Consider the following 25,487-nt stretch of genomic DNA (forward strand, 5'->3'; position numbering starts at 1 on the left):
CCCGGCGGCCACCTCTTCATCCCCCAGGCCCGGGCTCAGCCGAGCGCGATCGGCTGAGCCCGGCTGTCGAACAGGAAGTCGACCGGGCCATTGGAGCAGCGGCCCTGCACCGGCATGACCATGAACATCGCGATGTCGACCAGCCGGTTGAGCCACTGCCGCTCGCCATCGATCACGGCGGAGATGCCGGTGTTGAGGAAATAGGTGCCTTCCATCAGGTGGCAGTCGAAGCTGTGAGTCACAGTCAAGACCGTGCCGGCCTCGACATGGTCCAGCATGCGGTCGGTGTGCTGGGTGGTGGCGCCGCCGAGCTCAACGCCGGTGATGGTTTTGATCCGGGTGCCGACCGCCACCCCCCACACATCGGTCTCGACCTTCACGCGGTAGCGGATGGTGTAGCGCCGGCCGGATACCAGAACATTGACCCGCCGGCCCTCTTGCGTGGTGACCTGGACATCGAGGATACGCGCGCCGCGGGTCTCGTAGACGGTTGTGCTCTTTGGCACCAGGCCCGGATTGTAATGCTCCTCCAGGGCGGCATCGGCGGTTTCGGTTTCCACTTCGGCCGCTTGGGCGCGGGCTGCCGCGGCGGTCTCGTCCGGCAAGGCCGCCTCGCCACGCTTGGCCGCCAGCAAGGCGTCACGGAAGCTGGCACGCCGGTCGGCGGGCGTGTAGAGCAGCCGATGGTAGAAGTTGATGGCGCGGCGCGGCGGACCGTCATACAGCAGCTCGCCATGATCGAGCAGGATGGCGCGGTCGCACAGTTCGACGATCTGATTGGCCGAATGCGACACGAAGAGAATGGTGGCTCCCTTCTTCTTGATCGCCTCGATGCGGGCCATGCAGCGGCGCTGGAAGGCCTCATCGCCGACGGCGAGCGCCTCATCCACCACGAGAATGTCGGGGTTGACCGAAATGGCGACGGCAAAGGCCAGCCGCATCACCATGCCGGTGGAATAGGTCTTGGTCGGCTGGTCGAGATGCGGACCGATGTCGGCAAAGGCGGCAATCTCATCAAACAGCCGGTCGGTTTCAGCCCGGTCAAGCCCGAGAATGGCGCTGTTGAGATAGACATTCTCACGCCCGCTGAAATCGGGGTTGAAGCCCGAGCCGAGCTCGAGCAGCGCTGACACCCGGCCATTAACCTCGACCGAGCCGGCCGAGGGGCGCAATGTGCGACAGATGATCTGCAGCAAGGTGGACTTGCCCGAGCCGTTGTGGCCGACGATGCCAACGGTGCTGCCACGCTCAATGTCGAAGCTGACGCCGCGCAGGGCCCAGAATTCTCTGAAATACTGACGTCGATGTCGGAACAGCGCCTGTTTCAGACGGTCTTCCGGCCGGCTGTAGATTTGATAAACCTTTGAGACGTCGCGGATGGCGATGGCCGTGTTGGGGGAACTCATAGGACGATGAACCGCCATAAAACCTGAAAGCCGTGCCGGGGCCGGATATAGGACGCACAGTTGCGCAATCCAGGCGCATCAAGGCGCGTGTATTCATGGCACCGCTGGGCTTGGCTGCGCAACCCTTTCTTACCCAAGTCCCCGCTTGGGGTAGGGGGAGGAATTGCCGGTCCAGGAGCGGCAGTCTTGGACACACGTTGCTTTTCTCCTTAAAAAGGCGAGGCAAGACCAGAATGGCCGAGCAATGACCCGCTTCGATCCCGCCCCCCCGCCAGCCCGCATCCTGTTCGTCACCGCCGCCCCGCCCGACGGGGGGCTGGTGGGGTCAGGGTGACGGTCGCCGGCCGCCATGAAGAGGAGGTGGGCGAGATCCTTTTCGGTTCGGCCGTGTTCTTGTCGCTGGCCCACCGCGAAGGGCTGGGGATGGCGGCGCTGGAGGCGATGGCCAGCGGCGGTGCCGTGATCGGCTTCCATGGCACCGGTGGTCTTGACTATGCCGCGCCGGAGAATGGGCGCTGGTTTGGCAGCGATGAGGCAATCGCCTGCGCCGATGCGGTGGCGGATGTCGGGCGGCGGCTTGAGCGTGGCGACCCGGCGGTGGCGGCAATGATCGCTGCCGGACAGGCGACTGCCGCCGCCTCGCGGTCCAGGTCGCCTGGCAACTGCAGGCCTGTTATGGTCGGAGTGACACATGCGCATCATAACCGGTGCTGATGCCCGCTATTTTGCCATGGCCTGCCTGTTGGCCCGCTCGTTGGGACAGTGGATGCCAGAAGCGGTCTTCCGGGTCTGCGACTTTGGCCTGACACCGGCACAGCGCCGTTTTCTTGACGGGCTGGGCTGGCTGCTGCCGCGTCCTGCCGGCGTGCCGGAGGGCATCCACCCCTACCTCGCCAAAGCCGCGCTCGTCGAGTATCTGGTGGAGGATCAAAGGGAAGCCGGAAAGCCTCTTGTTTGGATTGACACCGACATGCTGGCGACCGGGCCGCTGGAGGTGCGGCTGCGGACGTTGATTGCGGCGATGGTCGAACAGGGGGCGGTGTTGGCGGCTTGTCCGGACGCGGAGGTTGCTGACATCGCCGGCTGCATCGCACGCTGGGACGTGGCCCCCTTCGCCGAGGCGGTCCTGACCATGGCGATCGCGCCACACCGGCCTTACCTCAACTCAGGCTTTTTCGTCTGCACCGACGCGGCGGCTTTGGCTGAGGTTTGGGATCGCTGTAAGCGTCTGGACCAGCATCGGATGATCGACCAGAACGCATTCAATCTCGTTGCCTGGGCGCCCGGCCGGCGCTGTGCGGTTCTCGACCCCTTGGTGTGGAACGTCCATGGCCGGCTTCTGGTGCGCATCACCATCGCACCCGACGGGGCCGTCCTCTGTGGCGAACGGCAGGCCCTGCTGCTGCACGCCACCTCCATCGCTGGGACTCACCACGAGGAGCAGCAGGGCGTCCTGCGCGGTCCGGCAGGAGAGTTGGCGGTGACGATGAAAGCGTTCCGCAATCCGGTCCTGGCAGGGCTGCAGCGGGATCTGCTCGCCGGGTTCGTTGCCGAACACCGCACGGCCCTGGTTGCCGCAGGCTGCTATCGCAGCGGCTCCGGGGGCTGAGTCCCCCTTGTTCAGCGCCAGTGATGAGCACGCGCCGACCAGGACAGCCGCAGCCGCTGCAGCGGTGTCAGCGGGCGGGCCGGGCCTGCCAACCAGTGTGACAAGTCGCGCCCCAGATAGCGCCCCAGGCTTTCGATCTTGGGGCGATACAGGCGGTCCAGATAATGGTGCAGCGTCGGGCGCATCGGCCGGCGCAAGCCGACATTGAGCGGGGTCATGAGGGAGTCGTCCGGCACGCTGTCAAAGCCGGTGGGATCGATGCCAAGGTGGGTGCTGCACCGCTGCAGCACGCCACGCGGGTTGGAGACGATCTCATCGAAGGTGTCGACATGGATGCGCGCGGCCGGAAAATGGCTGCGCCAGACCCGCAGGCAGGTCTCATAATCGCCACGGCTGGCCGAGCCTTGCGAATTGAAATGGTCGATGAACCAGGTGTCGGAGGCCTCCTCGACCGTCATTTCGGCGCGCGGAATCGCCATCAGCGCCCCCGACCATGCCCGCTCAATCGGGTTGCGGATCAGGTAAATCAGCCGCAACTCCGGGAACTCGCGCTTAATCTCGGCCACGGTCTCGCTGGGCAGGATGCCATAGGCCGGGGTGATCTCGCCAGCAACCGCGCCTGCCGGGGCTGGGGCGAACTGGGCGCGGTACCAGTCCAATCCACGGTCTTTGTGGCTGTTCCAGAAATGCAGCTCCTTTTCCTCCGTCAAGAACACCGCCGGGTGCTTCTTGAGGTTGTGGTAAAGCCAGGTGGTGCCGGATTTCTGCGCGCCAATGCCAAGGAAATGAAGCATGAAAGGATCGTCTGTCGGGAGTGCGGATCACATCACGTCGGCAAAGGCCGGACGGCTGCGGGTGAACCAATAAAGCCCGCCCCAGGCGACGAGCACCGCCACGACGCTGTAGGCTGCCAACTGTCCCCAATCCGGCCAGAGTCCCCAAATGACCAGCGCGCGGGCCTGCTCGACCGGAATGGTCAAGGGATTCAAGATCAGGTAGCCGCGCAGCGCTTCCGGAATGGCCGTGATGGGAAAAAGGATTGGGCTGAGGAACAGCAAAAGCGTCATGACCGGCGAGATCACCTGCCCGATGTCACGCAGGAAAACACCAAAGGAGGCCAGGAACCACACCAGACCAAGCGTCATCACCACCAGCGGCAGCATCACCACCGGCAGCAGCAGCGCCGTCCAGGGAACTGCGCCTTGGACCAGGGCATAGATGAGGAAAAAGGCAACGAAACTGATCGCGCTGTGGAACAGCGCTGAACCAATGGTGCTCCAGCCCAGAATCTCCAGCGGGAAAACCACACGCTTGACCAGGTTGGAGTTGTTCAGGATCAGCGATGGCGCCCGGCTGACGCATTCCGACAGGAAATTGTGCAGAATGAGGCCGACGAAGAGGATCAGGGCAAAGCTGAGATGACTTTCGGGAGAGGCCGTCGTTTGCCCTGGCGCACCGCCGGTCCAGCGCGTCTGGAACATGACGCCGAACACGAGCGTGTACATCGCCAACATGACCAAAGGGGTCAGGAACGACCACAACAGCCCGGCGGCTGAGCCGCGGTAGCGCCCGGCGATGTCACGCCAGGTCAGCTGGCGCACGAGGTAGCGGTGCCGAAGCAGGCTGGTGGGAATGCTCAAAAGGCTGGAGACCATTGACGGCTGCTGCACGTTTGGGGAAATGGCGGAGCAGGCAGGTGCCTGACGCACCGGCTGCCCGGCGGCGGCGATCCTAGCATGCTTCGCTCAAGCCGGTACACCTCAGAACCCAACGTGGCGATTTACCCCTTTTGTTCTCCCAACATTGCCAAGAAGTAATGTGCGCTACCGCGCTATTTTGCGTATTCTGACGGTGAGCCAAGCTAAGTTTGCCGACTGTGGAGGGCACCGTTGGGTGGTAGCCCCGGCCCACTGTGCTGCCACAGTCGGCAATACCTTTTGTTGCTTGTTGCTTTTGGGGAGGAGACAGGATGATCCTGATCGTCCCTCACTCTCATCGCAGAGCTGCTTCAAATTTCTTGCATCGCAGCCTCCCGACCAGGGGATGCGCTGACCCTGAGTTTAGCGCCGCAAGCTCCGGCGTTCAGGCCTTGTCGTTACCCCCATCGCAAGGGAGCACTCCCGCCGGTGTTGGCATCGATCGCCACTGGAGGGGGTGATGACACACATGGTTTCTTCGACGGCATCAGCTTGCCACCGATCCCAGAAGGTGGAAGGGCCGTCCACCACATCATCTCAGACCAATGCGCGGCAGTGGGCAGACCGCCAGTGGGGGACAGGCGAACTGGGCGACGGGCGGTCGCGGGCGGATGGTGGTGATCGGCACGGCCTTGGCGCGCCGGCCGGCCGCCGGCTTGCCAACACAGCTGGAGTGCTGGGGCGATGCCAAAGCCGCCTATCGCCTGCTGGATCGTCTGCAAGTCACGCTCGAAGCGATCACCACGCGGTACCGAGAAACGGTGCGCCAGGAGACGGACACCGCCGCCGGTCTGGTACTCTGTTCGTGCAGGACGACAGCGGCATTGAGGAATGTCACAAGGCGCCGAAGACGGGATGTCGAGTGGAGGGCCGGCAAGTGCGCACAGCGGACCGCTTTTTGCCGCTCATCGGCTTCTTGTCGATGGTCGTCGTTCGCCTGCTCCAGCTCCGTCAGCGCGCGCGCCGAAGGCCGAAGGCCGCGGGTCGCCGATGGTCCGCAGGCGGGAGCGCTGGTGGCTCGGGCTCTGAGTGTGCCCCCCCCCGTGACGCTGGCGACGAGCCGTGGTGTCCATCGCGGCATCACCCGTCTCGACGGAATCCTCGCCCGCCCAGGAGAGGACGAGCCCGGGTGGCAAAGCCTCTGGCTTGGCGTCGAGCCCTTCAGCGCAAAGAGGATGTCAGAAGGCGGATGGGCTCAGTATCCGACGGCTGTGCCAAGGCGGCTCCGCTTCGCGCTTTTCTAGTTCGGGCTTTTCCGTTAAGCCTGTCGCAGCAAAGCTAAGGAGCGTTGAGCGATGGCTGAGGGTACCGTTGATTATTACGCTATGGTCGAAGAGGCATGGAAGCTCAGCGATGCCGCGCGCGATTATGTGAAAAATGCCGGCCGCGAGGTCGACAACGCCGAGCTGTGGGACAAGGTGTTTGCGTCCTCGCCGCTGATCGACCATGACCGCACCCGCGCCGAAGGCGGTCAGCCCATGGTCAAGATCTTCTTCAAGAATCCCTATGGCCTGCAGTACCGCGCCGATCACAAGGACTGGATTCCGTTCCGTCATGGTGCGCTCGATCCGGCCTACCTGCAGGTCATCTGACCAAAGGGGTGTTTGGGCATTTGCGGCCTCCTGACGCGAAGCCCGGCCCGTGCCGGCGCGAGCGCCAGGAGGCTGCGGCTGTGCCACACCCTCTTGTGGTGATCCAGGCGGTGCTGGTGGCGTCCCCACGCAGCTTGGCAGAGAGGTAACGAGCTGGCCGGTAGCAAAGATGCTGAGTGCCTCCTGGGCGGCGCTGGGCGCTTTTCACATGCCAAACGCTGGCAAGGACGACGGCAAGAACGGCCGGGACTGGTGTCATACGGCGTGTTCGCCACCGCACAGGCAGTGGACGGGGGGCTGTGCCAGTTTGCAAAGGGCACCTCTGGCTGGGTGACATCATAGGTTTCGGCCGCAAGGCCGCTGCCAGCGGCAACATCGCACGCCGCCATTTCCGCAGGATGTCTTATCCATGATGCTCGCCATCCTCTTCTGGTTTTACAAGGACTTCGACGTCTGCGAGAATCGGCTGGCAGGGCTGCGCGCCCGTAACCCTGGTGTGCCGATTTATGGCCTCTATGGCGGGGAGGCGGCGCAGGCGCTCGAAGCCGAGCGGCGGCTGCGGCAGTGGCTTGATGATTTCTACGCTTTCACCGAGCCGCGCAGTGCCCACTGGAAGTGGCAGCACGGCGATCGCGTGATCGCGGCTTGGCACCGTGACTGTGGTGCCGAGCTGCCATGGGACAGTCTGGTGATCGTGCAGTGGGACATGCTGCTGCTGGCGCCCTTGGAGCGGCTGTTTGCCACGTTGAAGCCTGGTCACGCCCTGTTTTCTGGTCTGCGGCCGGAGCGAGAGGTGGCGGGCTGGTGGGGCTGGCTGAATGACAGCGACCCGGACAAGCGCACTGACCGGGATGCGTTTCGCACCTATCTGAAAGACCAGCATGGCTATCAAGGGGAGCTGCTGTGCTGCCTGTTCATCGTCGTTTGTCTGCCGCGCCGGTTTTTGACCCTTTATGTCAGTGAGGGACCGCCGGAGGTCGGGTTTCTTGAGTACAAGCTGCCGACCTTGGCGCGGGTCTATGGCATTCCGTTTTGTGAAGACCATCCCTATCGTCCCTGGTGGGCGAGCAACCCAGAAACCCGCCACGCTCCGGCGCGCGCGCGGCTGCTCAATGCGGTGGGCGAGGATGTCAGCTTCGACACGATTTTGGCCGAGATGGCGCGGCCGGATGGTGGGCGGATTGTCCATCCCTATCGCAAGCTCTTCCCCAACCGGCTCAAGACCGGGCTGCCGGCAGGGCTGTTGGCGCGGATGCGACGGCTATGTGGCCGGGTTTCTTGACCATCGGTCTCAGCGCCAGGGGGGCGACCGGTTGGGACCTCTCATCCGGCCTGCAGCCGCTTTTCTCAACTGCGCGGAGACGGGCGCTGCAGTCTGGCAAGCGTCTCTTCGGTTCGGCGGATCTGGTCCTCGTCGGCAGCGGTGGCCGAGGCCCGTGCCCGGTCCAGCCAGCCATGCGCCGTGGCGGCGTCAGGAGCTCCCAGCTGGCCGCGCATGCTCATGAGGGCGAGGTTCAAACACGCCGGAACATGACCGGCAGCGGCGGCCTTTTCAAACCAGAACGCCGCCTGCTGATCGTTGCGAACCACCCCCAGCCCACGTGAATAGAGCAAGGCAAGCGAGAATTGCGCCGGAGTAAAGCCCTGATCGGCGGCTTTGCGGTACCATTCGGAGGCCTCAAAAAAGTCCTTCTCGACCCCTTCTCCGGCCTCATACAGCCATCCCAGCCGCCATTGTGCCAAAGCAAAGCGCCCGGACTTTTCCGCCTTCCGGTACATCTCCGCGGCCTTGCGCAGGTCGCGGGGAACGCCCTGGCCGCGCAGATACAAGGTTGCCAGGTTAAGCTGTGCTGCGCTGTGCCCCTGATCGGCGGCCTTTTGCAGCCAGCCGACCGCTTCGGTAAAGTCGGCTGGGAGATCCGTTCCGCTGGCAAGCAAGGCACCCAATTCGCCGGCTGCGTCGACATCGCCCAACTCGGCGGCGGTGCGCAGATGATCGGCAGCCGCCAGAGGGGTGCGGGGGATCAATTGCCCGTCCAGCAGGGCGCGCGCCAAAACCACATGCGCTTTGCTGCAGCGGGCTTGGGCGGAGGTGCGCAGCAAGGCAAGGCCGCGTTCGACGTCCCTGTCCACCCCCTGGCCAAACAGATAGCGTTGGGCCATGTCGAACTGCGCCAAGGGATGGCCGGCCTGTGCGGCGCGGTTCAACCATTTGACCCCCTCCGCCTCATCGCGTTCGACATTCACGCCGGCTGGGAACAGAAGGTCGCGGTTGGCAGGGCGGCTGGTGGTGCTTTGAGCGGCGGCTGAGTCGGCGTAAAGCCGCATTGGATCACTGAAATCACGGACCCGGCCAGGACCGTTGGCGTAAATCTGACCCAGCATGAGCTGGGCATCAAGCTGCCCCAGCTCGGCAGCCCGGCGCACCCAGGCCACTGCCTCCGGCATGTTGCGGACCACGCCGCGGCCCTGGGCGTAGCATTGACCAAGCTGGAACAGCGCATCGGGCTGCCGCCGTCCGGCGAGAATGCGCAAGATGCGCGCGCCTTCCGCCGGCTGCCCGGCGGCAAAGGCGGCATCGGCCTCCTGGCGCAGCTTGGTGCTGCTCCGCAAGCGGCGGAGCAGCACCGACAGGCGACCTTGCTTCGCCTTCGGCCAGTGCTGAAGCGCCTTGCGCTGCCCCTGCAATGTCGCGAGACCGGGCTTGTTGGTGGTTTTGTTCATGAGATGGACCGAGTGGCGAGCCGTTACGGCTCGCGCATGCTCTCGTTGATGCTGCCCAACAGAGGCTTGAGGAAATAGGCGATGATGGTGCGGCTGCCGACCTTGACGTCGGCGGTCAGCGGCAGGCCCGGCAGCAGGCGGAAGCCCTCCGGCACATTGCGCAGGTTGACGGCCGTTAGATCGATATGGGCCCGATAGAACAGCCCGTTCGACGGGGTGGTGGCATTGCCGGCGTCAGCTTTGGTCAGCGAGCCCATGCGGTCATTGCGGCTGAAGGAGTCGTCGCTGATGGTCCGCACCACACCCTCAGCGGCGCCATGCTCAAAGAAGTTGTAGGTGTCGAACTTGACCGTGACTGGATCTCCCTGGCGGATGAAGCCGATCTCACGCCCATCGATTTGCACCACCGCCTCCAAGGGTGCGTTGATTGGCACCAGGGTAAACAGCGGTTCGGCTGATGTGGCGACGGAGCCTACCGACCGGTTGGCCACCTCCAGCACCACGGCATCCACCGGGGCGGTCAGCGTGACCAAGTCCTGGCGTTTGCGCGCCTTGGCCATTTGCTCGGCCAGCACGTCACGTTCGCTGCGTTGCTGGATGAGGTCCTGGGAGATCGTGTTTTTCCACTGCTGGATAAAGGCTTCGCGCTGCGCCTTCATGTCATCGAGGTCGTGCAAGGCTTGCTGTTCGGTTGCCTGTGCGGCGGCCAAATTGCGTTCGACGTCGAGCCGGTTGGTGGTGGCGGCCAAAGCGTTCAGCTTGCTGCCGACCTGGGAGGCCAGCAGCTGATTGCGGATGCTCTCAATTTCCCTCCATTGTTGGCGCTGCGCCGTCAGATTGGTGATGGTGATCTTGCTGCTGGCAATTGTGGCGTTGGCGCGGGCGATGCGCTCGTCATAGCTTGCTACCTGGGCCTGAAACTGTGCCTGGCGGTTGCGCCACAAGGTGAGCTGGCCCAGTGCAACCTCGCTCGGCAGGTCTTTCGGCGGCTTGTAGGTCTCGCCTGACAGCTCGGCCTCGAGGCGCGAAATCCCGGCTTCTGCCGTTTGCAACCGAACGGTGATTTGGCCAATGTCCGACTGAGCGAAGGTCGGATCCATGGTGGCTAGCACCTGGCCGGCCTTCACGATGTCGCCGGCACGCACCGTGATGCTCTTCAAGATCGCGGTATCAAAGGGCTGCAGCACGATCGGCGTTTCGGTCGACACGAGCCGACCGGTGGCCGACACCACCCGGTCGATCCGCGCCAGCGAGGCCCAGGTGATCGCGATCACGATCATCAAGGTCACCGCATAAAGCGTGATCCGCGTTAATACGGGTTCGGGTTGGTTTTCGATCTCGGCGGTGTCCGACTGAAAGTCGGTGATGGCGCGGTCGATCTCGGCCTCGTCCTGCCGGGTCGGAGTGAGAGGGGCGAGGCTCATGACGCCAGCTCCAGATGCCGATTCTGCTTGTACCACAGGTGACGGTAGACGTCGCACCGCCCGAGCAGCTCGTTGTGGCGGCCGACGTCGGCAACCTGGCCGCGGTCGAGCACCAGGATGGAATCGCAAGCCACCAGCGACGACAAACGGTGGGAAATGATGATCAAGGTGCGGCCCTTTGCGATGTTCTGCATGTTGGCCTGGATGATGGCCTCGCTTTCGGCATCAAGCGCGCTGGTCGCCTCGTCCATGATCAGGATCGGCGGATTGATCAGAAGCGCCCGGGCGATGGCAATGCGCTGCCGCTGACCGCCCGACAGGTTGGAGGAGCCTTCCTCAATCATGGTGTCGAAGCCGCGTGGCAGCCGTTCGATGAACTCGTCGGCTCCAGCCAGACGCGCCGCTTCCATCACCTCCTCCAGCGGCGCTCCCGGCTTGGCGGCGGCAATGTTCTCGCGGATGGTGCCGCGGAACAGGAAATTGTCCTGCAGCACAACGCCAATGTTGGTGCGCAGGTGGTCAAGGTCGATCTCGCGCAAATCATGGCCGTCGAGCTTGACCAGTCCTTCTTGCGGCCGGTGCAGGGCCTGCAACAGGCGGGTGACGGTGGTCTTGCCCGAGCCGCTGCGCCCCATGATGCCAAACATGTGGCCTTGCTGGATGGTGAAGGACACCTTGTCAAGCGCCGGCGAGGAGGCTCCGGGATAGGTGAAGCGAACGGACGAGAACTCGATCTCGCCCTGAATCGGGGTCCGCATGCCGCGGCCGCTGCGGCCCTCTTCCACCTCGTGGTTCATGATCTGGCCCAGCATGCGCAGTGACAGCGACACTTCCTGGAACTGCTGGATCATCTGCGAGAGCTGGATCAGCGGTCCAGTGACGCGTCCGGCAATGATGCGGAAGGCGATGAGCGCACCGACCAGCATCGAGCCGTCGAAGATCATGTAGGCACCGAGCCCCATGACCGCGACCTGGGTGATCTTGTCGATCGGCTGGATCAGCGACTGGGCAACCAGGGCGAAGCTGCCGAGCCGGAAACGGTTGTCGATGGCGCGTGCCAGCTTCTGGTCCCAGACCTGACGCTGACGGGCATCCAGCGACAGCGACTTGATGGTGCGCATGCCCTGGATGGTTTCCACCAGATAGCCCTGGAGGCTGGCCTCACTGGCATAGACATCGTTCATGCGGCGTTTCATCGCCGGCAAAAACGCGATCATCATGATGCACAGCAGCAGCGTGGAGGCCATGACGATCGTCGCCAACTGCACGCTGTACAAGAACATCATCGGAATGAAGACGATCAGGCCGACACAGTCCAGTGCCACTGAGAACACCTGCCCGGTCAGAAACTGGCGGATGCGTTCGGTCTGCTGCATGTTCTTCGTCACCACGCCGGTCGAAGCGTGCTCGAAGAAGTCGATCGGCAGACTGACCAGCTTGGCGAAGGTGCGCATGCTGACCTGGGCGTCGATCTTGTTCGACGCGTACAGCATCAGATAGCGGCGCATGTAGGAGAACAGTGTCTCGAACAGGATCGCCAGCATCATGCCGACGATCAGCACATGGAGTGTGTCGATGCTGCGGTGCACCAGGACCCGGTCGATGACGATCTGCATGAAGACCGGCATCGCCATGGTCAGCGCGCTGAGCAGAATTGCCGCCACGCCGACATCGCGGAAGATGCGCTTTTGCTGGCGGATCATCGGGAAGAACCAGGCAAAGCCGAAGGGGGGCTCCTCTTCGGTCGCCGCGCCGTCCTGCTTCAGGAGCACGACTTCTCCGGTCCACGCCTCAGTAAAGCGCACTTCATCAACCGGCAGTGCCGCCGCATCGGCGGCGAGCGGGTCGTGCATCAGCACCACCGGAACACCGTTCACCACATTGGCGCCGATGATCAGGACCGAATTGCCGTTGCGCAGCCTGGCGATGACTGGAAATGCCTGGTCGAGCTTGCCGAAATGTCGCCAGCCTATGCGCACGGCGCGGGCTTTCAACCCAATGTGGGTGGCGGCGCGCAGCAGCAGCTTGGTGGAGGGTTCGCGATCATCCAGCACGAGATCGTGCTGGATGCGTTCGACCGAGGTGTCGATGCCTCGCAGGCGGGCTGCTTCCACAAGGCATTTCAAGGCGCTGTTCGGCCCGGAGACGGGCATCGGCGGGACGCTCCCCAAACTGGTGCTGGATGATTGGTATAGGCGGCTTGAGGTTAATAACTGGCAAATTAAAACATTGTAATGCGCTATTTTTCGGGCATTTTCGAGGGATTTGAGTGCCGTCTCGAAGCCATGATAAGACAGGAGAAAGTTGCCAGGATCACGCTTGGCAGTGGCTTGCCCTGTCCCTTACATAGAGGTCGTTCTGACATCACGGTGACGTTCTGGCCATGAAGATCCTGGTGATTGAGGATGATCCCAAAGCCACGACCTTGGTGGTCAAGGGACTGCGTGAACATGGTCATGACGTCGACCATGTCGGCGATGGGGCGGCGGGGCTGAAGAAGGCCCTAAGCGGCCAGTATGATGTGCTGATCGTCGACCGCCGGCTGCCGTCCCACGACGGTATGTTGATCGTGCGCGCCCTGCGGGCGACCGGCAACGACACGCCGGTGCTGATCCTTAGCGCGCTGGGCAGCCTGGAAGATCGCCTCTATGGACTACGCAACGGCGGCGACGATTACCTGACCAAACCCTGCTCTCTGGGGGAGCTGATCGCCCGGGTGGAAATCCTGGGGCGGCGGCGCATGCCGCCGGCGGAGGAAACCCGCTTGAAGGTGGGTGATCTGGAAATGGATCTGCTGGCGCGCAAGGTGAAGAGGGCTGGCCGTAGCATCGAGCTTCACCCGCGTGAATTCAAACTTCTGGAATATCTGGTGCGCAATGCTGGCAATGTGGTGACGCGCACCATGCTGCTGGAAAATGTGTGGGAGTTCCACTTTGACCCGCAGACCAACGTGATTGAGGTGCATATCGCGCGTTTGCGCCAGAAGATCGACAAGGATTTTTCCGTGCCGTTGATCCACACGGTGCGGGGATCGGGGTATTGTTTGCGTGCCTAAGCGCTTGCGTGTGCGCACCGTCACGGTGCGGGTGGCCCTCGTGTGCCTGGGACTGTTCGTGCTATCGGCGCTGACAGTGTCGGCTGTGGTCAACCGGGTGACCGAAGACTTCCTCAACCAGCAGGCCGAAGAGACCGTTGGTGCCGAGCTTGATGGTCTGCTTGCACATTACCGGCAAGGCGGGGTGGACAAGCTGGTCCAGGTGCTGCGCGACCGCACAAGCGTGCCGCGCTCGCCCGACCTGTTCGTGCTGACTAGCCCCCAAGGCATGACGATCGCTGGCAATCTGCCGAGGCTGCCGGCTGGCGTCGGTTCTGATGGCTGGGTGGCGTTCCGCACCGCAGGAGAGGGGGCAGGCGGCCCAGGTGGGCGGGCGCCGGCGATGGGGGTCATGCGCACCCTATCCGATGGCCACCGACTGTTGGTCGGAACGGAGTTGGGTCAATGGCAAGGCTTCCGCAACCAGATTGTCCGGGCGCTGTTCTGGAGCTTTACCGTCCTGCTGGCAATCTCGGGCTTTGGCGGCTGGCTGGTCAGCCGGCATGTCACCCGCCGGCTGGAGGTGATCAACCGCACCACGCGCACCATCATCGACGGACATCTGCACGCCCGCATTCCACGCTCGCCCAACGACGATGAGCTTGACCGGCTGGCGGCCAACCTCAACGACATGCTGGAGCAAATCGAGGGGCTGATGGCCGGCTTGCGCGATCTCAGCGAGGACATCGCCCATGACCTGCGCACACCGCTCAACCGGCTGCGTGGCCAGCTGGAGTTGGCTCTCAGCGAAGCCGGCGAGGAGGGGCCGGTGCGCGATCTGATCCAGGAGGCGATCGCCGAAGCTGACCGGCTGCTCGACATGTTCGGTGCGCTGCTCAGCATCGCCAAGGCGCAAGCTGGTTACCAGCAGATGCCACTGACCGATGTGGCGTTGCCCCCGGTGCTGAGGCGGGTGGTGGAGCTCTATGAGCCGGTCGCCGAGGAAAAGCACATTGCCTTGACCGTGCGCATCACGGTTCCGGCGGTGGTGCGCGGGCATGAGCAGCTGCTGGCTCAGGCCCTCGCCAATCTGGTCGATAATGCCGTCAAATACACACCTGATGGCGGGCGCATCGATGTCACTGTGGCGTCGGGGCAAGAGCCCGGTACCACCGACGTGGTTGTCGCTGACAGCGGCATCGGCATTCCCATAGAAGAGCATGAGCGCGTGCTCGGCCGCTTCATTCGCCTCGACTGGAGCCGCAGCACACCGGGCAACGGCCTGGGACTTGCTCTGGTGGATGCCGTGGTCAGGCTGCATGGTGCCCGTTTGGTGATGGAGGACAACAGCCCGGGCCTGCGGGTTCGGTTGCGCTTTCCAAACATCAGTTTGCAGGAAACGGAACACGAGTGCAGAGCAGAGGCGGGGGAGGGAGATGTGTCCTGACAGGATCATTTACCCAAAAGGGTAGTTGGGTAGATATCTTCTTGGCCTTCGGCTGTGCGGCTGTGCGGCTGTGAGATCGGCGTCCGATGGCAGCACAGCTGCGGTGGGACACCTGAGCTCACGGCCAAACTGCATGTTTTTCTAGATTGCCACAGCCCGGCTTGGTGTCTTGGGAAAGACCATCCTGACGCCGGAGCAGTGCTGTCCAATTTCTGGGGCAACACTGGAAGGAGGACCAGATCGCTCCTCACTGTGGTGGCTTAATCAGACACGGTAAGGGGTTGAGTGGCCTTGTCCCTGCTGTTGGCGTGCTGCTAGAATCTCGACAATCATCACCCAATGTTCTTTGATTGAACTCCCTGTACCGGGCATGAACGGTGCGCGACGTCTGAAGGAAGAAGGCAGGAGCGAATGGCGACCCCGACCAGCAGCGAACAGATTTCTGCCGTCACCAGCGCACCCCAGCCCTTCATCAATGCGTTGCTCGGTGACACCAAGTGGGGGGAGGCGGTGGGGACCGGCCTGACCTTGAGCTACAGCTTTCCTGGTTATGGCAGCAGCTGGTCCACAGCACCAATCGGCAGCGGCGGCTACGGCCCAACTTCGGGCATCGGCGAGCCTTGGAGCAACCGGCTGATCCCGCTCAACACGACGCAACAGAGTGCTTTTGTCCGGGCCCTGCAAAGCTGGGCAGCTGTCGCTGACATCAGCTTCGTGCCGGTGGCCGATGCGCCCACGCAGGTGGGCGATATCCGGGTGGCTTTCAGCACTGCGGTGCCTTCAAGCAATTCAGGCTATGCCTACTATCCCTACAGCCAAGGTGGAGCCGGTGGTGACATCTGGCTCAATCCCAACACTTCCGCCATCCAATCTCCTGAGTCCGGCGGATTCGGCTATATGGTGCTGGTGCATGAGATCGGTCACGCACTGGGCTTGAAGCACCCATTTGAGGACGGGATGACCTTGCCTGCCAGCACCGACACCAACCAATACACCGTGATGTCCTACAACGATCCGCCCTCGGCCACGATCTATCCGGCCGGGCCGATGCTCTACGACATCGCAGCGATGCAGTACCTGTACGGTTCCAACACCAGCTATCGGACCGGCGACGACAGCTATCAGTTCAGCGCGTCCACAGAAGAGCTGCAGACCATTTGGGACGCTGGTGGCATCGACAGCATTGACGCCACCAACCAGCTGCTGGGGGTGACGATCAATCTGACCGCCGGGAGCTTCAGTTCGGTTGGCGTCACAAGCAATGGCGAGGCGGCCCGACAAAACATTGCGATCGCCTATGGGGTCGTGATCGAAAATGCCCGAGGCGGCACCGGCAATGATGCTCTCATCGGCAATGGTGCGGCCAACGGCCTTGATGGCGGCGGCGGCAACGACACGGTCACTGGTGGTGTGGGGCGTGACAGCCTGCGCGGCGGGGCCAACCAAGACCTGCTCTATGGCAACCAGGGGGAGGACACGCTGTTTGGCGACGACGCCAGCGACACAGTGTTTGGTGGGTTGGACAGTGACGTCGTGAACGGCGGGGATGGCAGCGACGCGCTGAATGGCGATATTGGAAATGATTTGCTGTCCGGCAACCATGGGGTTGATGCGCTGTATGGCAATGCCGGCAATGACACGCTTTATGGCGGGGCCGATGATGATCAGCTCTATGGCGGTCGCGACAATGACCAGCTGTTCGGCGATCTGGGGGCGGACATCCTGTCCGGCAATTTGGGAGCAGACACGCTGACTGGTGGCGTAGGCGCCGACCTGTTCCGTTTCCAGACTGATGATGGTTCCGACACAGTGCTGGACTTTGATGCCACTACCGGCGATCGGTTGGCTGGGGTGAGCGGGCGCGCCCATGTGGTGCGGGACGCCGGTGCCGAGGGTATGGTGATTGATTTCCTGAACGGCGACAGCATCACGCTGGTGGGCCGAACGGCCGCCGAGTTCTCTGTTTCCTGGCTGGTCGGGCTATAGATGGCTGACTGGTCGTGTATGACGCAGAGGCAGGGCACACAGGTCAAATTTCCATAAGCGTTCTTATGTGTTTTTGGTGTGTAGGCGGGGTAGGTTCTATTCTGAAGTGCAACTTTCTTGTAATCATAGGGCTTTACGGGTCGTGAGCGTCGATGGGTGAGCATTGTTCGCAGATCGATTTTCCCGAGTGCCGCCGTATCCAGAACATGCGCTGAGGATCGCAACCATCTCTGCACGATTGTGGTGTTCATCGACGATCCAATGGGCCGGTTGATGCAGTTTCGCTTCGCCGGTCGGAGAGCGCCTTTTCCTACTTCGAGGCGCTGGAGGAATATCTGAATCTGAACGCCCATGGCCGGCCGCAGGCTTTCTACTCGGACAAAGACTCGGTGTTCCGGGTCTCCCAGCGCGAGGCGAAGGGCGGCCAGGGCATGACGCAGTTCGGCCGGACCTTGGCAGAATTGAATACATCGAGATCCTGCCAAGCGCCGACCGCGCATCTGCGGCAACCGGCAGCAAGACAGCGGCAAGACAAGCTGTCGGGAGAGAGGCTGGCTGGGTCAGCGGTCTCTCCAGCGCTGCTCTGCAGCAGCGGATCGGAGCCTGCCATTGCCTGTGCCCTTCCGCTGGCCGGTCAGATGCAGGCCGCCGCGTGGATGGGGGCATGGAGGCCGCCGAACTTGGCCACTCCAAAGTTGCGCCAAACCCCCGCTATCCCTCCAGGGCCAGCGGGGGCTCGTGTGAAGAGCGGTGCCGGTTGCGCCTTTCCGCCGACCGAGGGATCACTCACGGGCTTTGGTGGCCGGCTGCAGGACCAGGTCGAGCACCAGCCTGTGGCCGCGCTCCTTGTCGGGCGGCAAAATGGAGGAGCCGGCAAGCTGTACGGTTTTCTTGGCGCCGGCCGCACTGAACAGCAGCTGGATATCCTCTCCCTTGCGCTCGATGCGGTAGGTTACGGCGCTGGGAAACAGCGGGCCTGCCGGTGCCGCCAGCCAGCGTGTGCCAACCAGCGGCACCATCAGCTGTCCGTCGGCGCGCGACCGGAGTGCGTTGATCTGCAATGGCTGATCGATGTCCAGCACGACCCGCACCCCGCTGTCGCTGTGAGCGGTGCGGATCCGGAAAACCTGTCCGCCGCCAGCTGATCCGTTTCGCGCAGCGGCGGGTGGATCGGCTGGAGGCGGTGTCGGCTTCACCGCCGGCAACTCGCCAACAGGCTCCGGTGCAGGCTGTGGGGCCGCTGCTTGCGGCGGAACCGTGGGCTTACGGGCGGGCGGGGTGCTCTCGCGAGAGGGGTCAGTCTGCGCCTTGGGGTGCGCCTCGCCTGGCGCGGGAGCGGTCGGTGTCGGCAGGGCGGCAAGGGCCGGCACCGGCGGTGAGGAGGGCGGGGCAACGGGGGCGGCAAACCCAGCCGGCGGCAAGCCGATGTTGCGCCCTTCAGCACGGCCAAACTGGACGTAATGGGTATAGCCGTTGGCGATCTGTCCGTCGCGCACCGCGGCAGCGACATCCGGATTGGCAGCCAGATAGCGGCTCTCGCGCCATCCCGATGGCGGCACCAGAGTTGCGCTGCTGGGGTCTGTGGACGCCCGTCGCCAGCTGGAGATTGTCGTCGGAAAGGATTGCACCAAGCCCAGGCTGTCCACCGTCAGCGACAGCCACAGCGGCATCAGCAGCAAAACCGCAAGGCGCAGGAGCTGAGAGAGCGGGAAAGACAAAGCGCACCATCCTGGTTCACAAGGAGGGGCCTCGGCGTGCCGCGGGTCTGACCGGTCCGACGCGGGACGGGGCGCCTCCCGACTCCCTACTCCCTAGAGCGTCGTAGGGTCCAGAAAAAGCAAGCATCATGATCCAGTCCTCTCCCACTGATCACTGCTGTCCGCCGCGACGGAGTACCCCATCGTTTGGGTGGTTTCACCCTGGCCCAAGGCACATCTTGGGGTACGGGCAGTCCTTTGGGTGCCTCTCGTTAAAGTTTTGGAACTGGAAAGTCTCATGGAACAGATGCGAGACGGCACGCCAGCCGAGGCCGCGGGGGAAAGGTCTGCTCACCTGAACAGCGGTGTGGCCAGCCCCCCCTCGCCTCTTGCTGGTGAGGCTCCCGCCGCACGTCCGCACTCCGGGCTCGCCGCCCTGGTGGCGGCCTTGCGCATCCTTGGCATTCCGGCCGATTACAGCAGCCTCCACCATGCCTGCGGCGGCGATCTGCCCGATATCACCGGCTTGGTCCGCCAGGCGCAGGGGCTGGGAGCCAAGGCGCGGGTGGTGAAGACCACATGGGAGCGGCTGGAGCGCACACCGCTGCCGGCGCTGGTCCCCGGCCCCGATGGCGGCGTCTTGGTGTTGGTCAAGGCTGGCAGCGGCCGCGTGCTGGTCCATGATGCAGCGGCCAACCAGACCCGCATTCTCGACCGCGCCGGCTTCGAGCCTTTGTGGGACGGCCGGCTGCTCTGTCTGGGGCGCAAAGGCAGCTTCGGCATGGGCCAGCCGCGCTTTGATGCCCGCTGGTTCGGCGCCATCGCCTGGAAGTACCGCGGCATTCTTGGTGAGGTGCTGGCCGCCTCCTTGTTCCTCCAGCTGTTTGCTCTGGTCACCCCCTTGTTCTTCCAGGTGGTGGTCGACAAGGTGGTGGTGCACCGCAGCCTCGGCACGCTTGATGTGCTGATGGTTGGGATGATGGCGGTGATCCTGTTCGAGGCGGTGCTGGGGGCCTTGCGCACCTACACTTTCGCCCACACCGCCAACCGGCTCGATGTCGAGCTGGGGGCAAGATTGTACAAGCGCCTGCTGTCGCTTCCCATGGGGTATTTCGCCACGCGTCGGGTCGGCGACAGCGTGGCCCGGGTGCGCGAGCTGGAGACGATCCGCAACTTCATGACCAGTTCCACCGTTACGTTGGTGCTGGACTTGGTGTTCACCGTGGTCTTTTTGGGGGTGATGCTGCTGTACAGCCCGCTGCTGACGGCAGTGGTCGCCGCCAGCTTCCCGGTCTATGTCGCCATCAGCCTGGCGGCAACACCGATCCTGCGCCGCCGGCTGGATGAGAAGTTCGCCCGTGGCGCGGAGAACCACAGCTTCCTCGTCGAGACGGTGTCGAGCATTGAGACGGTCAAGGCCATGGCGGTCGAGCCGCGCATGCAGCGCCGCTGGGAGGACCAGCTCTCCGGCTATGTCCGCGCCGGTTTTCGCGCCGGCACCCTCAACACCATCGCCAGCCAGTCGGTGCAGTTCGTTTCCAAATTCTCCACCATGCTGGTGCTGTGGTTGGGAGCGCGGCTGGTGATCGAGGGCGGTCTGTCGGTGGGCGAGCTGGTGGCTTTCAACATGCTGGCCGGGCGTGTCGTCCAGCCGGTGCTGCGCATCGCCCAACTCTGGCAGGATTTCCAGCAGGTGCGGCTGTCGATGCACCGCATCGGTGATATTCTGAACACCGCCCCTGAGCCGCTGCAGAGCCCCGGCCGTGCCGCCATGCCGGCGATCAAGGGCGATGTGAGCTTTGACCATGTCACCTTCCGGTACCGCCCTGATGGGCCGGAGACACTGAGCGAGGTGTCACTGCACATTCCCGCCGGTCAGGTGGTTGGCATCGTCGGCACCTCGGGTTCGGGGAAGAGCACGCTGGCCAAGCTTTTGCAGCGCTTCCATGTGCCCGAGCGCGGGCGGGTGATGGTCGACGGCACCGATTTGTCCACCGCCGACGCGGTGTGGCTGCGCCGGCAGATCGGCGTGGTGCTGCAAGACAATGTCCTGTTCTCCGGCAGCATCCGCGAGAACATTGCGCTGAGCGACCCGACCATGGACATGGCCCGTGTCGTTGCCGCGGCCAAGCTGGCCGGCGCCCACGACTTCATCGTCGAGCTGCCCGATGGCTACGACACGGTGGTGGGCGAACGCGGCGCCAGCCTGTCGGGCGGGCAGCGCCAACGCATCGCCATTGCCCGGGCCCTGGTCACCAACCCGCGCATCTTGATCTTCGACGAGGCGACCTCGGCGCTGGACCATGAGTCCGAACGGGTCATCCAGGCCAACATGCGCCGCATCTGCGCCGGCCGTACCGTGCTGATCATCGCCCACCGCCTGTCCACCGTGGCCATTGCCGACCGCATCGTCACCATCGAGCGGGGCCGCATCGTCGAGGACGGCGCGCCCGACGAGCTGCTGCGCCGCGGCGGCCGCTACGCCACCCTGTTCCGTGGCCAGATGGGGCAGATGCCGGGTGGCGGCGCCCTGCCCGCTGCCCTGTCCGGGGATGGCGTGATCGAACGGGCCGCCGGCTGAAGGAGGGAAACGCCATGAGCAAAGCCACCGCCGCGGTGATGACCACGCCCACCGCCAAGCCGGCGCAGCCCGGTGCGCAGGGGCCGACCACCCCCATCCCGGCCAACACGCCTGGCGCGCCGCCGGGTCCTCCTTCCCTGCCCCGCCCGCCCCGTCCGGTGCGCCGGCGCCGCGACGAGATGGATTTCCTGCCCGACGCGCTGGAGATCTTGGAGCGACCGCCCTCGCCGACCATCCGCCTGTTCAGCGCCGTCATCATGGTTGCCTTCGCCGCCGCCTGCACCTGGGCCTGGTTCGGTCATGTCGATGTGGTGGCGGTGGCCAAGGGGCGTGTGGTGCCGAGCGGCCGCACCAAGACCATTCAGCCGATGGAGCCCGGGGTCGTCCGGGCCATCCGGGTGGAGGACGGCCAGCTGGTCAAGGCCGGCCAGACGCTGATCGAGCTCGATCCGACCGAGGCCGCCGCCGACCGCGACCGCATCACCTCCGATTTGTCGGCCGCCCGCGCCGAGGCCGCGCGGCTGCGCGCCGCCCTCGAGGTCGTCGACGGCCGGGCCGATGCCGCCGATCCTGGGGCCGCCTTCGCCGCGCCGGCGGGGCTGGCGCCCACTCTAGTGCGGATGCAGCGTCAGCTGCTGGCCAGCCAGATTGCCGAGCAACGCGCCAAGCTGGCGGCGCTCGACCGCGAGCAGGCCCGGCGCATTGCCGACCGTGCCACCGTGGCGCAGACCATCGCCAAACTGACCGCGACCTTGCCGTTGATCCGCGAGCGGGCCGAGGCGCTGCACGAGCTGTCGCAGCGCGGCACCTCCTCGCGCTTCCAGTATCTCCAGCTCCAGGAGGATTTGGTCGGTCAAGAGCAGGAGCTGTTGGTTCAGAAAATCAAGCTGACCGAGGCCGACGCTGCGATCGCTGCCAACGCCGAACAGCGTCGCCAGACCGAGGCGGAGTTCCACCGCACCCTCTACACCGGACTGGCCGAGGCCGAGCGCAAGGCGGCGTCGCTGGAACAGGACCTGGCCAAGGCCGAACAGCGTCTCGGCTTGCTGCGGCTTGCGGCTCCAGTCGATGGCTATATCCAGCAGCTCGCCGTCCATACCGTGGGGGGGGTCGTCACCACCGCCCAGCCGCTGATGGTCATCGTGCCGGAGGACAGCCGGCTCGAGGTCGAGGCCTTCATCCCCAACAAGGACATTGGCTTTGTCCAGGAGGGCCAAGTGGCCGAGGTGAAGGTGGAGGCTTTTTCCTTTACCAAATACGGCCTGATCCCCGGCCGCGTCGCCGCGTTGTCGGGCGATGCCGTGCAGCAGCAGGGGGGCAAGGAGCAGGACAAGGAAGGGCCGAAGGCCGGTGACGGCGGCTCGGTCTATGTCGCGCGCATTGCGCTCGACCGTGACAGCCTGGACGTTGACGGCAAGCCGACGCGGCTGCAGCCTGGCATGACGGTGAGTGCCGAGATCAAGACCGGCAACCGCCGCATTGCCGATTACCTGCTCTCGCCGCTGTCACGCAGCACCCAGGAGGCGATGCACGAACGGTAACGGGCAAGGTTTGTGAGATGAACGATCCCAACCAAGCCCTCAGTGGCTCTGGCTGGGGCAGGGCTGGCGCCCCGGGCCCGGTTCCGACCCTTTGGCCTGAGCCCAGCGGTCAGCCCCCCCAGGGCAGCCGCCTCATCGCGCACGGCGATGAAGCCGCAGCCACAAGCCCCCGTTCGAAACACGGGCGCTGGGGTCCAGGCGAGGGCTCGCGCGGCGATGAGCAAGCGACAGGGTGGTCCCCCGTGTCTGGTCTCGCCCGGCATTGCACACAGGAGCGCCGCGGTTGGCTGGAGCACTGGCCGCAGCTCGTGACATCCTCCTCTGCCTGAAGACGGAGGCTTCGCAGCGCGCGGCCTAGGCCGCGTGCTGCAGGCCCTGTCCGGGCCGGGTTCCAAAGGCGCGATACTCCACCACCTGCGCCGCGGCCACGTCCCGGTGGGCCGTGTACCCGCACTGCAGACAGCGGTGTTCGCGCTCACTCAGCGCCTTCTCCACACGACCATCGCAGACGGGGCAGGTCTGCGAGGTGCCGCTCGGATCAACCGGGATCGTCACCTTACCGGCCCACGCTGCCTTGTCAGTGACCATCGCGATCAGCGTTCCCAGAGCCACGTCATGCGCGCTGCGTGCCAGCATGCCGCGGCACAGTCCTGTCACGGTCAACGCCTCGTGACCGAGGCGACCAGCCAGATTGACCACCAGGCGGCTGGTCTTGTGCAGGCGGTCCTTGCGGCGGCGCGCCACCCGGCGCTGCGCTTTGGCCGCAAGCCGCGCTGCCTTCCGGTAACGCTGCGAGTGTTTCTTGCCCGGTCGGCGCCGCCGGGCCATCGCGCGCTGGTGCGCCGCCACGGCCGGCTGCTCCTCGGCCCAGCACCGCTCCCGCGGCACCGTCAGACCGTCCGACGTGGTCACCAGGTCGATGAAGCCAAGGTCCACGCCGAGGTCGGGCAGGAGAGGCTGCGGGCCGACGTCGCCGTCGTGCCGGCACTGGACGATGAGGAACCAACCATCGACACGGCGCGTGAGCACCGCGGTTACCGGCTTGCCGCGCAGCGGCCGGTGCACGAACAGCCGCATCCCGCCGTCGATGCCGGCGATGCGAAGGCGTGTGCGGCCGGTCTTCTTGTCGGTGCGCAGCGTCAAACCGTCGCCGAACCGGAACTCGGCTGAGGAAAACCAGGAGCGCGCCTTGTAGCGTGGAAAGCCGGGCTTTTCGCCGCGTCTCACGCGGCGAAAGAATGCTTGGTAGGCTTTGTTGACGCGGCGCAGGAGTTGCTGTTGGGCGGTGTAGGACCAGCGCGCCAGATCGGGCATGGCGGCGCGCAGGGCCGGCAGTTCGTTGGCCTGATCCTCGTAGGAGAGGGAAACGCGCCGGCGTTTCCAGGCTTCCTCGCGCTGCTGGAGGGCGGCATTGTAGAGGCCGCAGAAGTCAGCGAGCAGAGCGTCGAGGCCGTCGGCCTGACGCTGCTTTGGGTAGACTCGGAACTCCTGCGAGGACACGAAGGACATGCGGAATGTTCTAGTTTTGTTCACGATTGGCGTCAAGCGCCAAACGTGATACGCATTCCCCCGCCACCTGAAGGAGGCGGTCCTCTGCGCTGAAGGTGATGGAGTAGTCTTGGTGTGAGGTATGCCCCCCTGCGGGGGCGCGTCTGCTGATCGCTGGATGCGAAACCATCGAGCTGGTGTTGGGTGAGGATGCGAGGGCCGTTGTCGCAAGAGTTTCCATCGCAGAATTTTGCTCCCCAGCCTGTGGGACCAGCGGCCTGCCGCGTGTGCGGTCATCGCGACGGCAACCACCGCCACACGGCCCGCGAGATGATGTTCGGTCGGCGCGATCGCTTCGACTATGTCGAGTGTGCTGGGTGCGGCTGCCTGCAGATCGAAACCATTCCCCACAACCTTGGAGATTATTATGGCCCAGATTACTACAGCATTTCCGGTGATTTAGATCAAGAATTCGCCAGTAAGGAGAAGAAGAGGCGCCATGGGTTGCGCGCTCGTCTGCTGCTGAGCTTGCCAGACCTGCTGGCCAAGCGGGTGCGCTTTGCTGACATGCGGCGCCCGCTGTGGTCGCTTCGGCGTGCCCTTCCCTCACGCCGTGGCCGCATCCTTGATGTCGGCTGTGGCGCCGGGCGGCTTCTCTATCTGCTGTCGCTGGCCGGCTGGCGGCGCGGGTACGGGGTCGATCCTTTCTTGCCGGAGGACCTGTGTTACGCCAACGGCCTGAAGGTGCAGCGCGGCAGCCTGGACGAGGTTGAGGGTGGTTGGGATCTCATCATGTTCCACCACTCCTTCGAACATGTTCCCGATCCCTTGGCCAGCTTACGGGCGGCGGCACAGCGGCTGACACGCACCGGCACCTGTGTGCTGCGCATTCCGGTGGCGGATTGCGAGGCGTGGCGGCGCTACGGTGCGGACTGGGTACAACTCGATGCACCGCGTCACCTCCACCTCTTCACCCGCAAGAGCATCGAGATCCTCGCGGCTCAAGCCGGCTTGCGGGTGGTCGGCGTCGCGCACGATTCCTATGAGATACAGTTTTGGGGAAGCGAGCAGTATCGGCGGGACATTCCCTTGTTTGCCGAAGGCTCGTTCCGATGGGGCAACGGGGCGCCAATCTTCTCCCCTGCCCAGATCAAACAATGGCAACAGGAGTCAGAGCGGCTCAACCGTGCCGGGGCGGGCGATCAGGCAGTGTTTTACCTGAAGCCTGACGCTCCCCGGCGCGGTTGAGCCGCAGCCTGCC

The 25,487-nt window shown here is 64.3% G+C and carries 19 protein-coding genes and 1 pseudogene; 12 read left to right on the forward strand and 8 right to left on the reverse strand.

The annotated features are described in order from the left end of the window. Window positions 1-35: 35 nt before the first annotated feature. Window positions 36-1,406 (reverse strand): ABC transporter ATP-binding protein, encoded by a 1,371-nt coding sequence (locus tag M5E06_RS31845; protein WP_252141669.1) that lies wholly within the window; start codon window positions 1,404-1,406, stop codon window positions 36-38. 330 nt (window positions 1,407-1,736) lie between these two features. Here M5E06_RS31845 and M5E06_RS31850 point away from each other — a divergent pair, with 330 nt between their 5' ends. Then, the gene (locus M5E06_RS31850; RefSeq protein ID WP_252141670.1) at window positions 1,737-2,120 is read left to right on the forward strand and encodes a glycosyltransferase; all 384 of its coding nucleotides are present in this window, start codon (window positions 1,737-1,739) and stop codon (window positions 2,118-2,120) included. Then, window positions 2,098-3,015, forward strand: coding sequence for a hypothetical protein (locus tag M5E06_RS31855; RefSeq protein ID WP_252141671.1), 918 nt, complete (start codon window positions 2,098-2,100; stop codon window positions 3,013-3,015). Before M5E06_RS31850 ends, M5E06_RS31855 begins: the two co-directional genes overlap by 23 nt. 11 nt (window positions 3,016-3,026) lie before the next feature. Here the strand turns inward: M5E06_RS31855 and M5E06_RS31860 are convergent, their stop codons facing one another. Both M5E06_RS31860 and M5E06_RS31865 read right to left on the reverse strand, forming a co-directional pair. Next, complete coding sequence (locus tag M5E06_RS31860) at window positions 3,027-3,809, reverse strand: sulfotransferase family protein (protein WP_252141672.1); 783 nt, start codon at window positions 3,807-3,809, stop codon at window positions 3,027-3,029. A 27-nt stretch (window positions 3,810-3,836) separates the two neighbouring features. Next, on the reverse strand, window positions 3,837-4,670 hold the full coding sequence (locus M5E06_RS31865; RefSeq protein ID WP_252141673.1) for an ABC transporter permease: 834 nt from the start codon (window positions 4,668-4,670) through the stop codon (window positions 3,837-3,839). A 653-nt stretch (window positions 4,671-5,323) separates the two neighbouring features. Between M5E06_RS31865 and M5E06_RS36125 the strand changes: the two genes are divergently transcribed. The 3 genes from M5E06_RS36125 to M5E06_RS31875 all read left to right on the forward strand — a co-directional run bounded on the left by M5E06_RS36125 (window position 5,324) and on the right by M5E06_RS31875 (window position 7,586). Next, on the forward strand, window positions 5,324-5,956 hold the full coding sequence (locus M5E06_RS36125; protein ID WP_502802024.1) for a hypothetical protein: 633 nt from the start codon (window positions 5,324-5,326) through the stop codon (window positions 5,954-5,956). A gap of 51 nt (window positions 5,957-6,007) precedes the next feature. Beyond that, the gene (locus tag M5E06_RS31870; protein ID WP_252141674.1) at window positions 6,008-6,304 is read left to right on the forward strand and encodes a hypothetical protein; all 297 of its coding nucleotides are present in this window, start codon (window positions 6,008-6,010) and stop codon (window positions 6,302-6,304) included. Window positions 6,305-6,713: 409 nt separating this feature from the next. After that, window positions 6,714-7,586 carry a hypothetical protein gene (locus tag M5E06_RS31875; RefSeq protein WP_252141675.1) on the forward strand — a complete coding sequence of 291 codons (873 nt, stop codon included), beginning with the start codon at window positions 6,714-6,716 and terminating at the stop codon, window positions 7,584-7,586. Between the two features lie 65 nt (window positions 7,587-7,651). On the opposite strand, the gene M5E06_RS31880 is transcribed toward M5E06_RS31875, so the two are convergent. The 3 genes from M5E06_RS31880 to M5E06_RS31890 are packed head-to-tail and all read right to left on the reverse strand — an operon-like array spanning window position 7,652 to window position 12,605. Further along, the gene (locus M5E06_RS31880) at window positions 7,652-9,028 is read right to left on the reverse strand and encodes an SEL1-like repeat protein (protein ID WP_252141676.1); all 1,377 of its coding nucleotides are present in this window, start codon (window positions 9,026-9,028) and stop codon (window positions 7,652-7,654) included. Between the two features lie 23 nt (window positions 9,029-9,051). Beyond that, window positions 9,052-10,452, reverse strand: coding sequence for an HlyD family type I secretion periplasmic adaptor subunit (locus M5E06_RS31885; RefSeq protein WP_252141677.1), 1,401 nt, complete (start codon window positions 10,450-10,452; stop codon window positions 9,052-9,054). Then, window positions 10,449-12,605, reverse strand: a complete 2,157-nt coding sequence (locus M5E06_RS31890; protein WP_252141678.1) for a peptidase domain-containing ABC transporter — start codon at window positions 12,603-12,605, stop codon at window positions 10,449-10,451. Before M5E06_RS31890 ends, M5E06_RS31885 begins: the two co-directional genes overlap by 4 nt. Window positions 12,606-12,835: 230 nt before the next feature. On the opposite strand from M5E06_RS31890, the gene M5E06_RS31895 reads away from it, so the two are divergent. The 4 genes and pseudogenes from M5E06_RS31895 to M5E06_RS31910 form a co-directional block, all read left to right on the forward strand. Continuing rightward, window positions 12,836-13,507, forward strand: a complete 672-nt coding sequence (locus M5E06_RS31895; RefSeq protein ID WP_252141679.1) for a response regulator transcription factor — start codon at window positions 12,836-12,838, stop codon at window positions 13,505-13,507. A gap of 10 nt (window positions 13,508-13,517) precedes the next feature. Further along, a complete protein-coding gene (locus M5E06_RS31900) occupies window positions 13,518-14,933 on the forward strand; it encodes a sensor histidine kinase (RefSeq protein WP_252141680.1) in 1,416 nt (471 codons plus the stop codon). Between the two features lie 411 nt (window positions 14,934-15,344). Beyond that, window positions 15,345-16,919, forward strand: coding sequence for a M10 family metallopeptidase C-terminal domain-containing protein (locus M5E06_RS31905; RefSeq protein ID WP_252141681.1), 1,575 nt, complete (start codon window positions 15,345-15,347; stop codon window positions 16,917-16,919). 213 nt (window positions 16,920-17,132) lie between these two features. After that, window positions 17,133-17,479, forward strand: a pseudogene (locus tag M5E06_RS31910) (ISNCY family transposase); the annotation flags it as partial. Between the two features lie 222 nt (window positions 17,480-17,701). On the opposite strand, the gene M5E06_RS31915 reads toward M5E06_RS31910, so the two are convergent. After that, a complete protein-coding gene (locus M5E06_RS31915; RefSeq protein ID WP_252141682.1) occupies window positions 17,702-18,637 on the reverse strand; it encodes a hypothetical protein in 936 nt (311 codons plus the stop codon). Window positions 18,638-18,914: 277 nt separating this feature from the next. On the opposite strand from M5E06_RS31915, the gene M5E06_RS31920 reads away from it, so the two are divergent. Together M5E06_RS31920 and M5E06_RS31925 are read left to right on the forward strand one after the other, a co-directional pair. Then, window positions 18,915-21,197, forward strand: a complete 2,283-nt coding sequence (locus M5E06_RS31920; protein WP_252141683.1) for a type I secretion system permease/ATPase — start codon at window positions 18,915-18,917, stop codon at window positions 21,195-21,197. 14 nt (window positions 21,198-21,211) lie between these two features. Further along, window positions 21,212-22,738 carry an HlyD family type I secretion periplasmic adaptor subunit gene (locus M5E06_RS31925; RefSeq protein ID WP_252141684.1) on the forward strand — a complete coding sequence of 509 codons (1,527 nt, stop codon included), beginning with the start codon at window positions 21,212-21,214 and terminating at the stop codon, window positions 22,736-22,738. A 354-nt stretch (window positions 22,739-23,092) separates the two neighbouring features. On the opposite strand, the gene M5E06_RS31930 is transcribed toward M5E06_RS31925, so the two are convergent. Next, on the reverse strand, window positions 23,093-24,247 hold the full coding sequence (locus M5E06_RS31930; protein ID WP_252141685.1) for an RNA-guided endonuclease InsQ/TnpB family protein: 1,155 nt from the start codon (window positions 24,245-24,247) through the stop codon (window positions 23,093-23,095). Between the two features lie 201 nt (window positions 24,248-24,448). Here M5E06_RS31930 and M5E06_RS31935 point away from each other — a divergent pair, with 201 nt between their 5' ends. Continuing rightward, on the forward strand, window positions 24,449-25,474 hold the full coding sequence (locus tag M5E06_RS31935) for a class I SAM-dependent methyltransferase (protein WP_252141686.1): 1,026 nt from the start codon (window positions 24,449-24,451) through the stop codon (window positions 25,472-25,474). Window positions 25,475-25,487 lie beyond the last annotated feature (13 nt).

The sequence above is a fragment of the Azospirillum sp. A1-3 genome (assembly GCF_023806445.1).
In the GTDB taxonomy this organism is placed as follows: domain Bacteria; phylum Pseudomonadota; class Alphaproteobacteria; order Azospirillales; family Azospirillaceae; genus Azospirillum.

Excerpts from the sequence above, each read along its gene's own strand:
- M5E06_RS31845 (WP_252141669.1), bottom strand. The coding sequence starts at position 1,406 with ATGAGTTCCCCCAACACGGCCATCGCCATCCGCGACGTCTCAAAGGTT.
- M5E06_RS31855 (WP_252141671.1), top strand. The coding sequence starts at position 2,098 with ATGCGCATCATAACCGGTGCTGATGCCCGCTATTTTGCCATGGCCTGC.
- M5E06_RS31860 (WP_252141672.1), bottom strand. The coding sequence starts at position 3,809 with ATGCTTCATTTCCTTGGCATTGGCGCGCAGAAATCCGGCACCACCTGG.
- M5E06_RS31865 (WP_252141673.1), bottom strand. The coding sequence starts at position 4,670 with ATGGTCTCCAGCCTTTTGAGCATTCCCACCAGCCTGCTTCGGCACCGC.
- M5E06_RS36125 (WP_502802024.1), top strand. The coding sequence starts at position 5,324 with ATGGTGGTGATCGGCACGGCCTTGGCGCGCCGGCCGGCCGCCGGCTTG.
- M5E06_RS31870 (WP_252141674.1), top strand. The coding sequence starts at position 6,008 with ATGGCTGAGGGTACCGTTGATTATTACGCTATGGTCGAAGAGGCATGG.
- M5E06_RS31875 (WP_252141675.1), top strand. The coding sequence starts at position 6,714 with ATGATGCTCGCCATCCTCTTCTGGTTTTACAAGGACTTCGACGTCTGC.
- M5E06_RS31880 (WP_252141676.1), bottom strand. The coding sequence starts at position 9,028 with ATGAACAAAACCACCAACAAGCCCGGTCTCGCGACATTGCAGGGGCAG.
- M5E06_RS31885 (WP_252141677.1), bottom strand. The coding sequence starts at position 10,452 with ATGAGCCTCGCCCCTCTCACTCCGACCCGGCAGGACGAGGCCGAGATC.
- M5E06_RS31890 (WP_252141678.1), bottom strand. The coding sequence starts at position 12,605 with ATGCCCGTCTCCGGGCCGAACAGCGCCTTGAAATGCCTTGTGGAAGCA.
- M5E06_RS31895 (WP_252141679.1), top strand. The coding sequence starts at position 12,836 with ATGAAGATCCTGGTGATTGAGGATGATCCCAAAGCCACGACCTTGGTG.
- M5E06_RS31905 (WP_252141681.1), top strand. The coding sequence starts at position 15,345 with ATGGCGACCCCGACCAGCAGCGAACAGATTTCTGCCGTCACCAGCGCA.
- M5E06_RS31920 (WP_252141683.1), top strand. The coding sequence starts at position 18,915 with ATGGAACAGATGCGAGACGGCACGCCAGCCGAGGCCGCGGGGGAAAGG.
- M5E06_RS31925 (WP_252141684.1), top strand. The coding sequence starts at position 21,212 with ATGAGCAAAGCCACCGCCGCGGTGATGACCACGCCCACCGCCAAGCCG.
- M5E06_RS31930 (WP_252141685.1), bottom strand. The coding sequence starts at position 24,247 with ATGTCCTTCGTGTCCTCGCAGGAGTTCCGAGTCTACCCAAAGCAGCGT.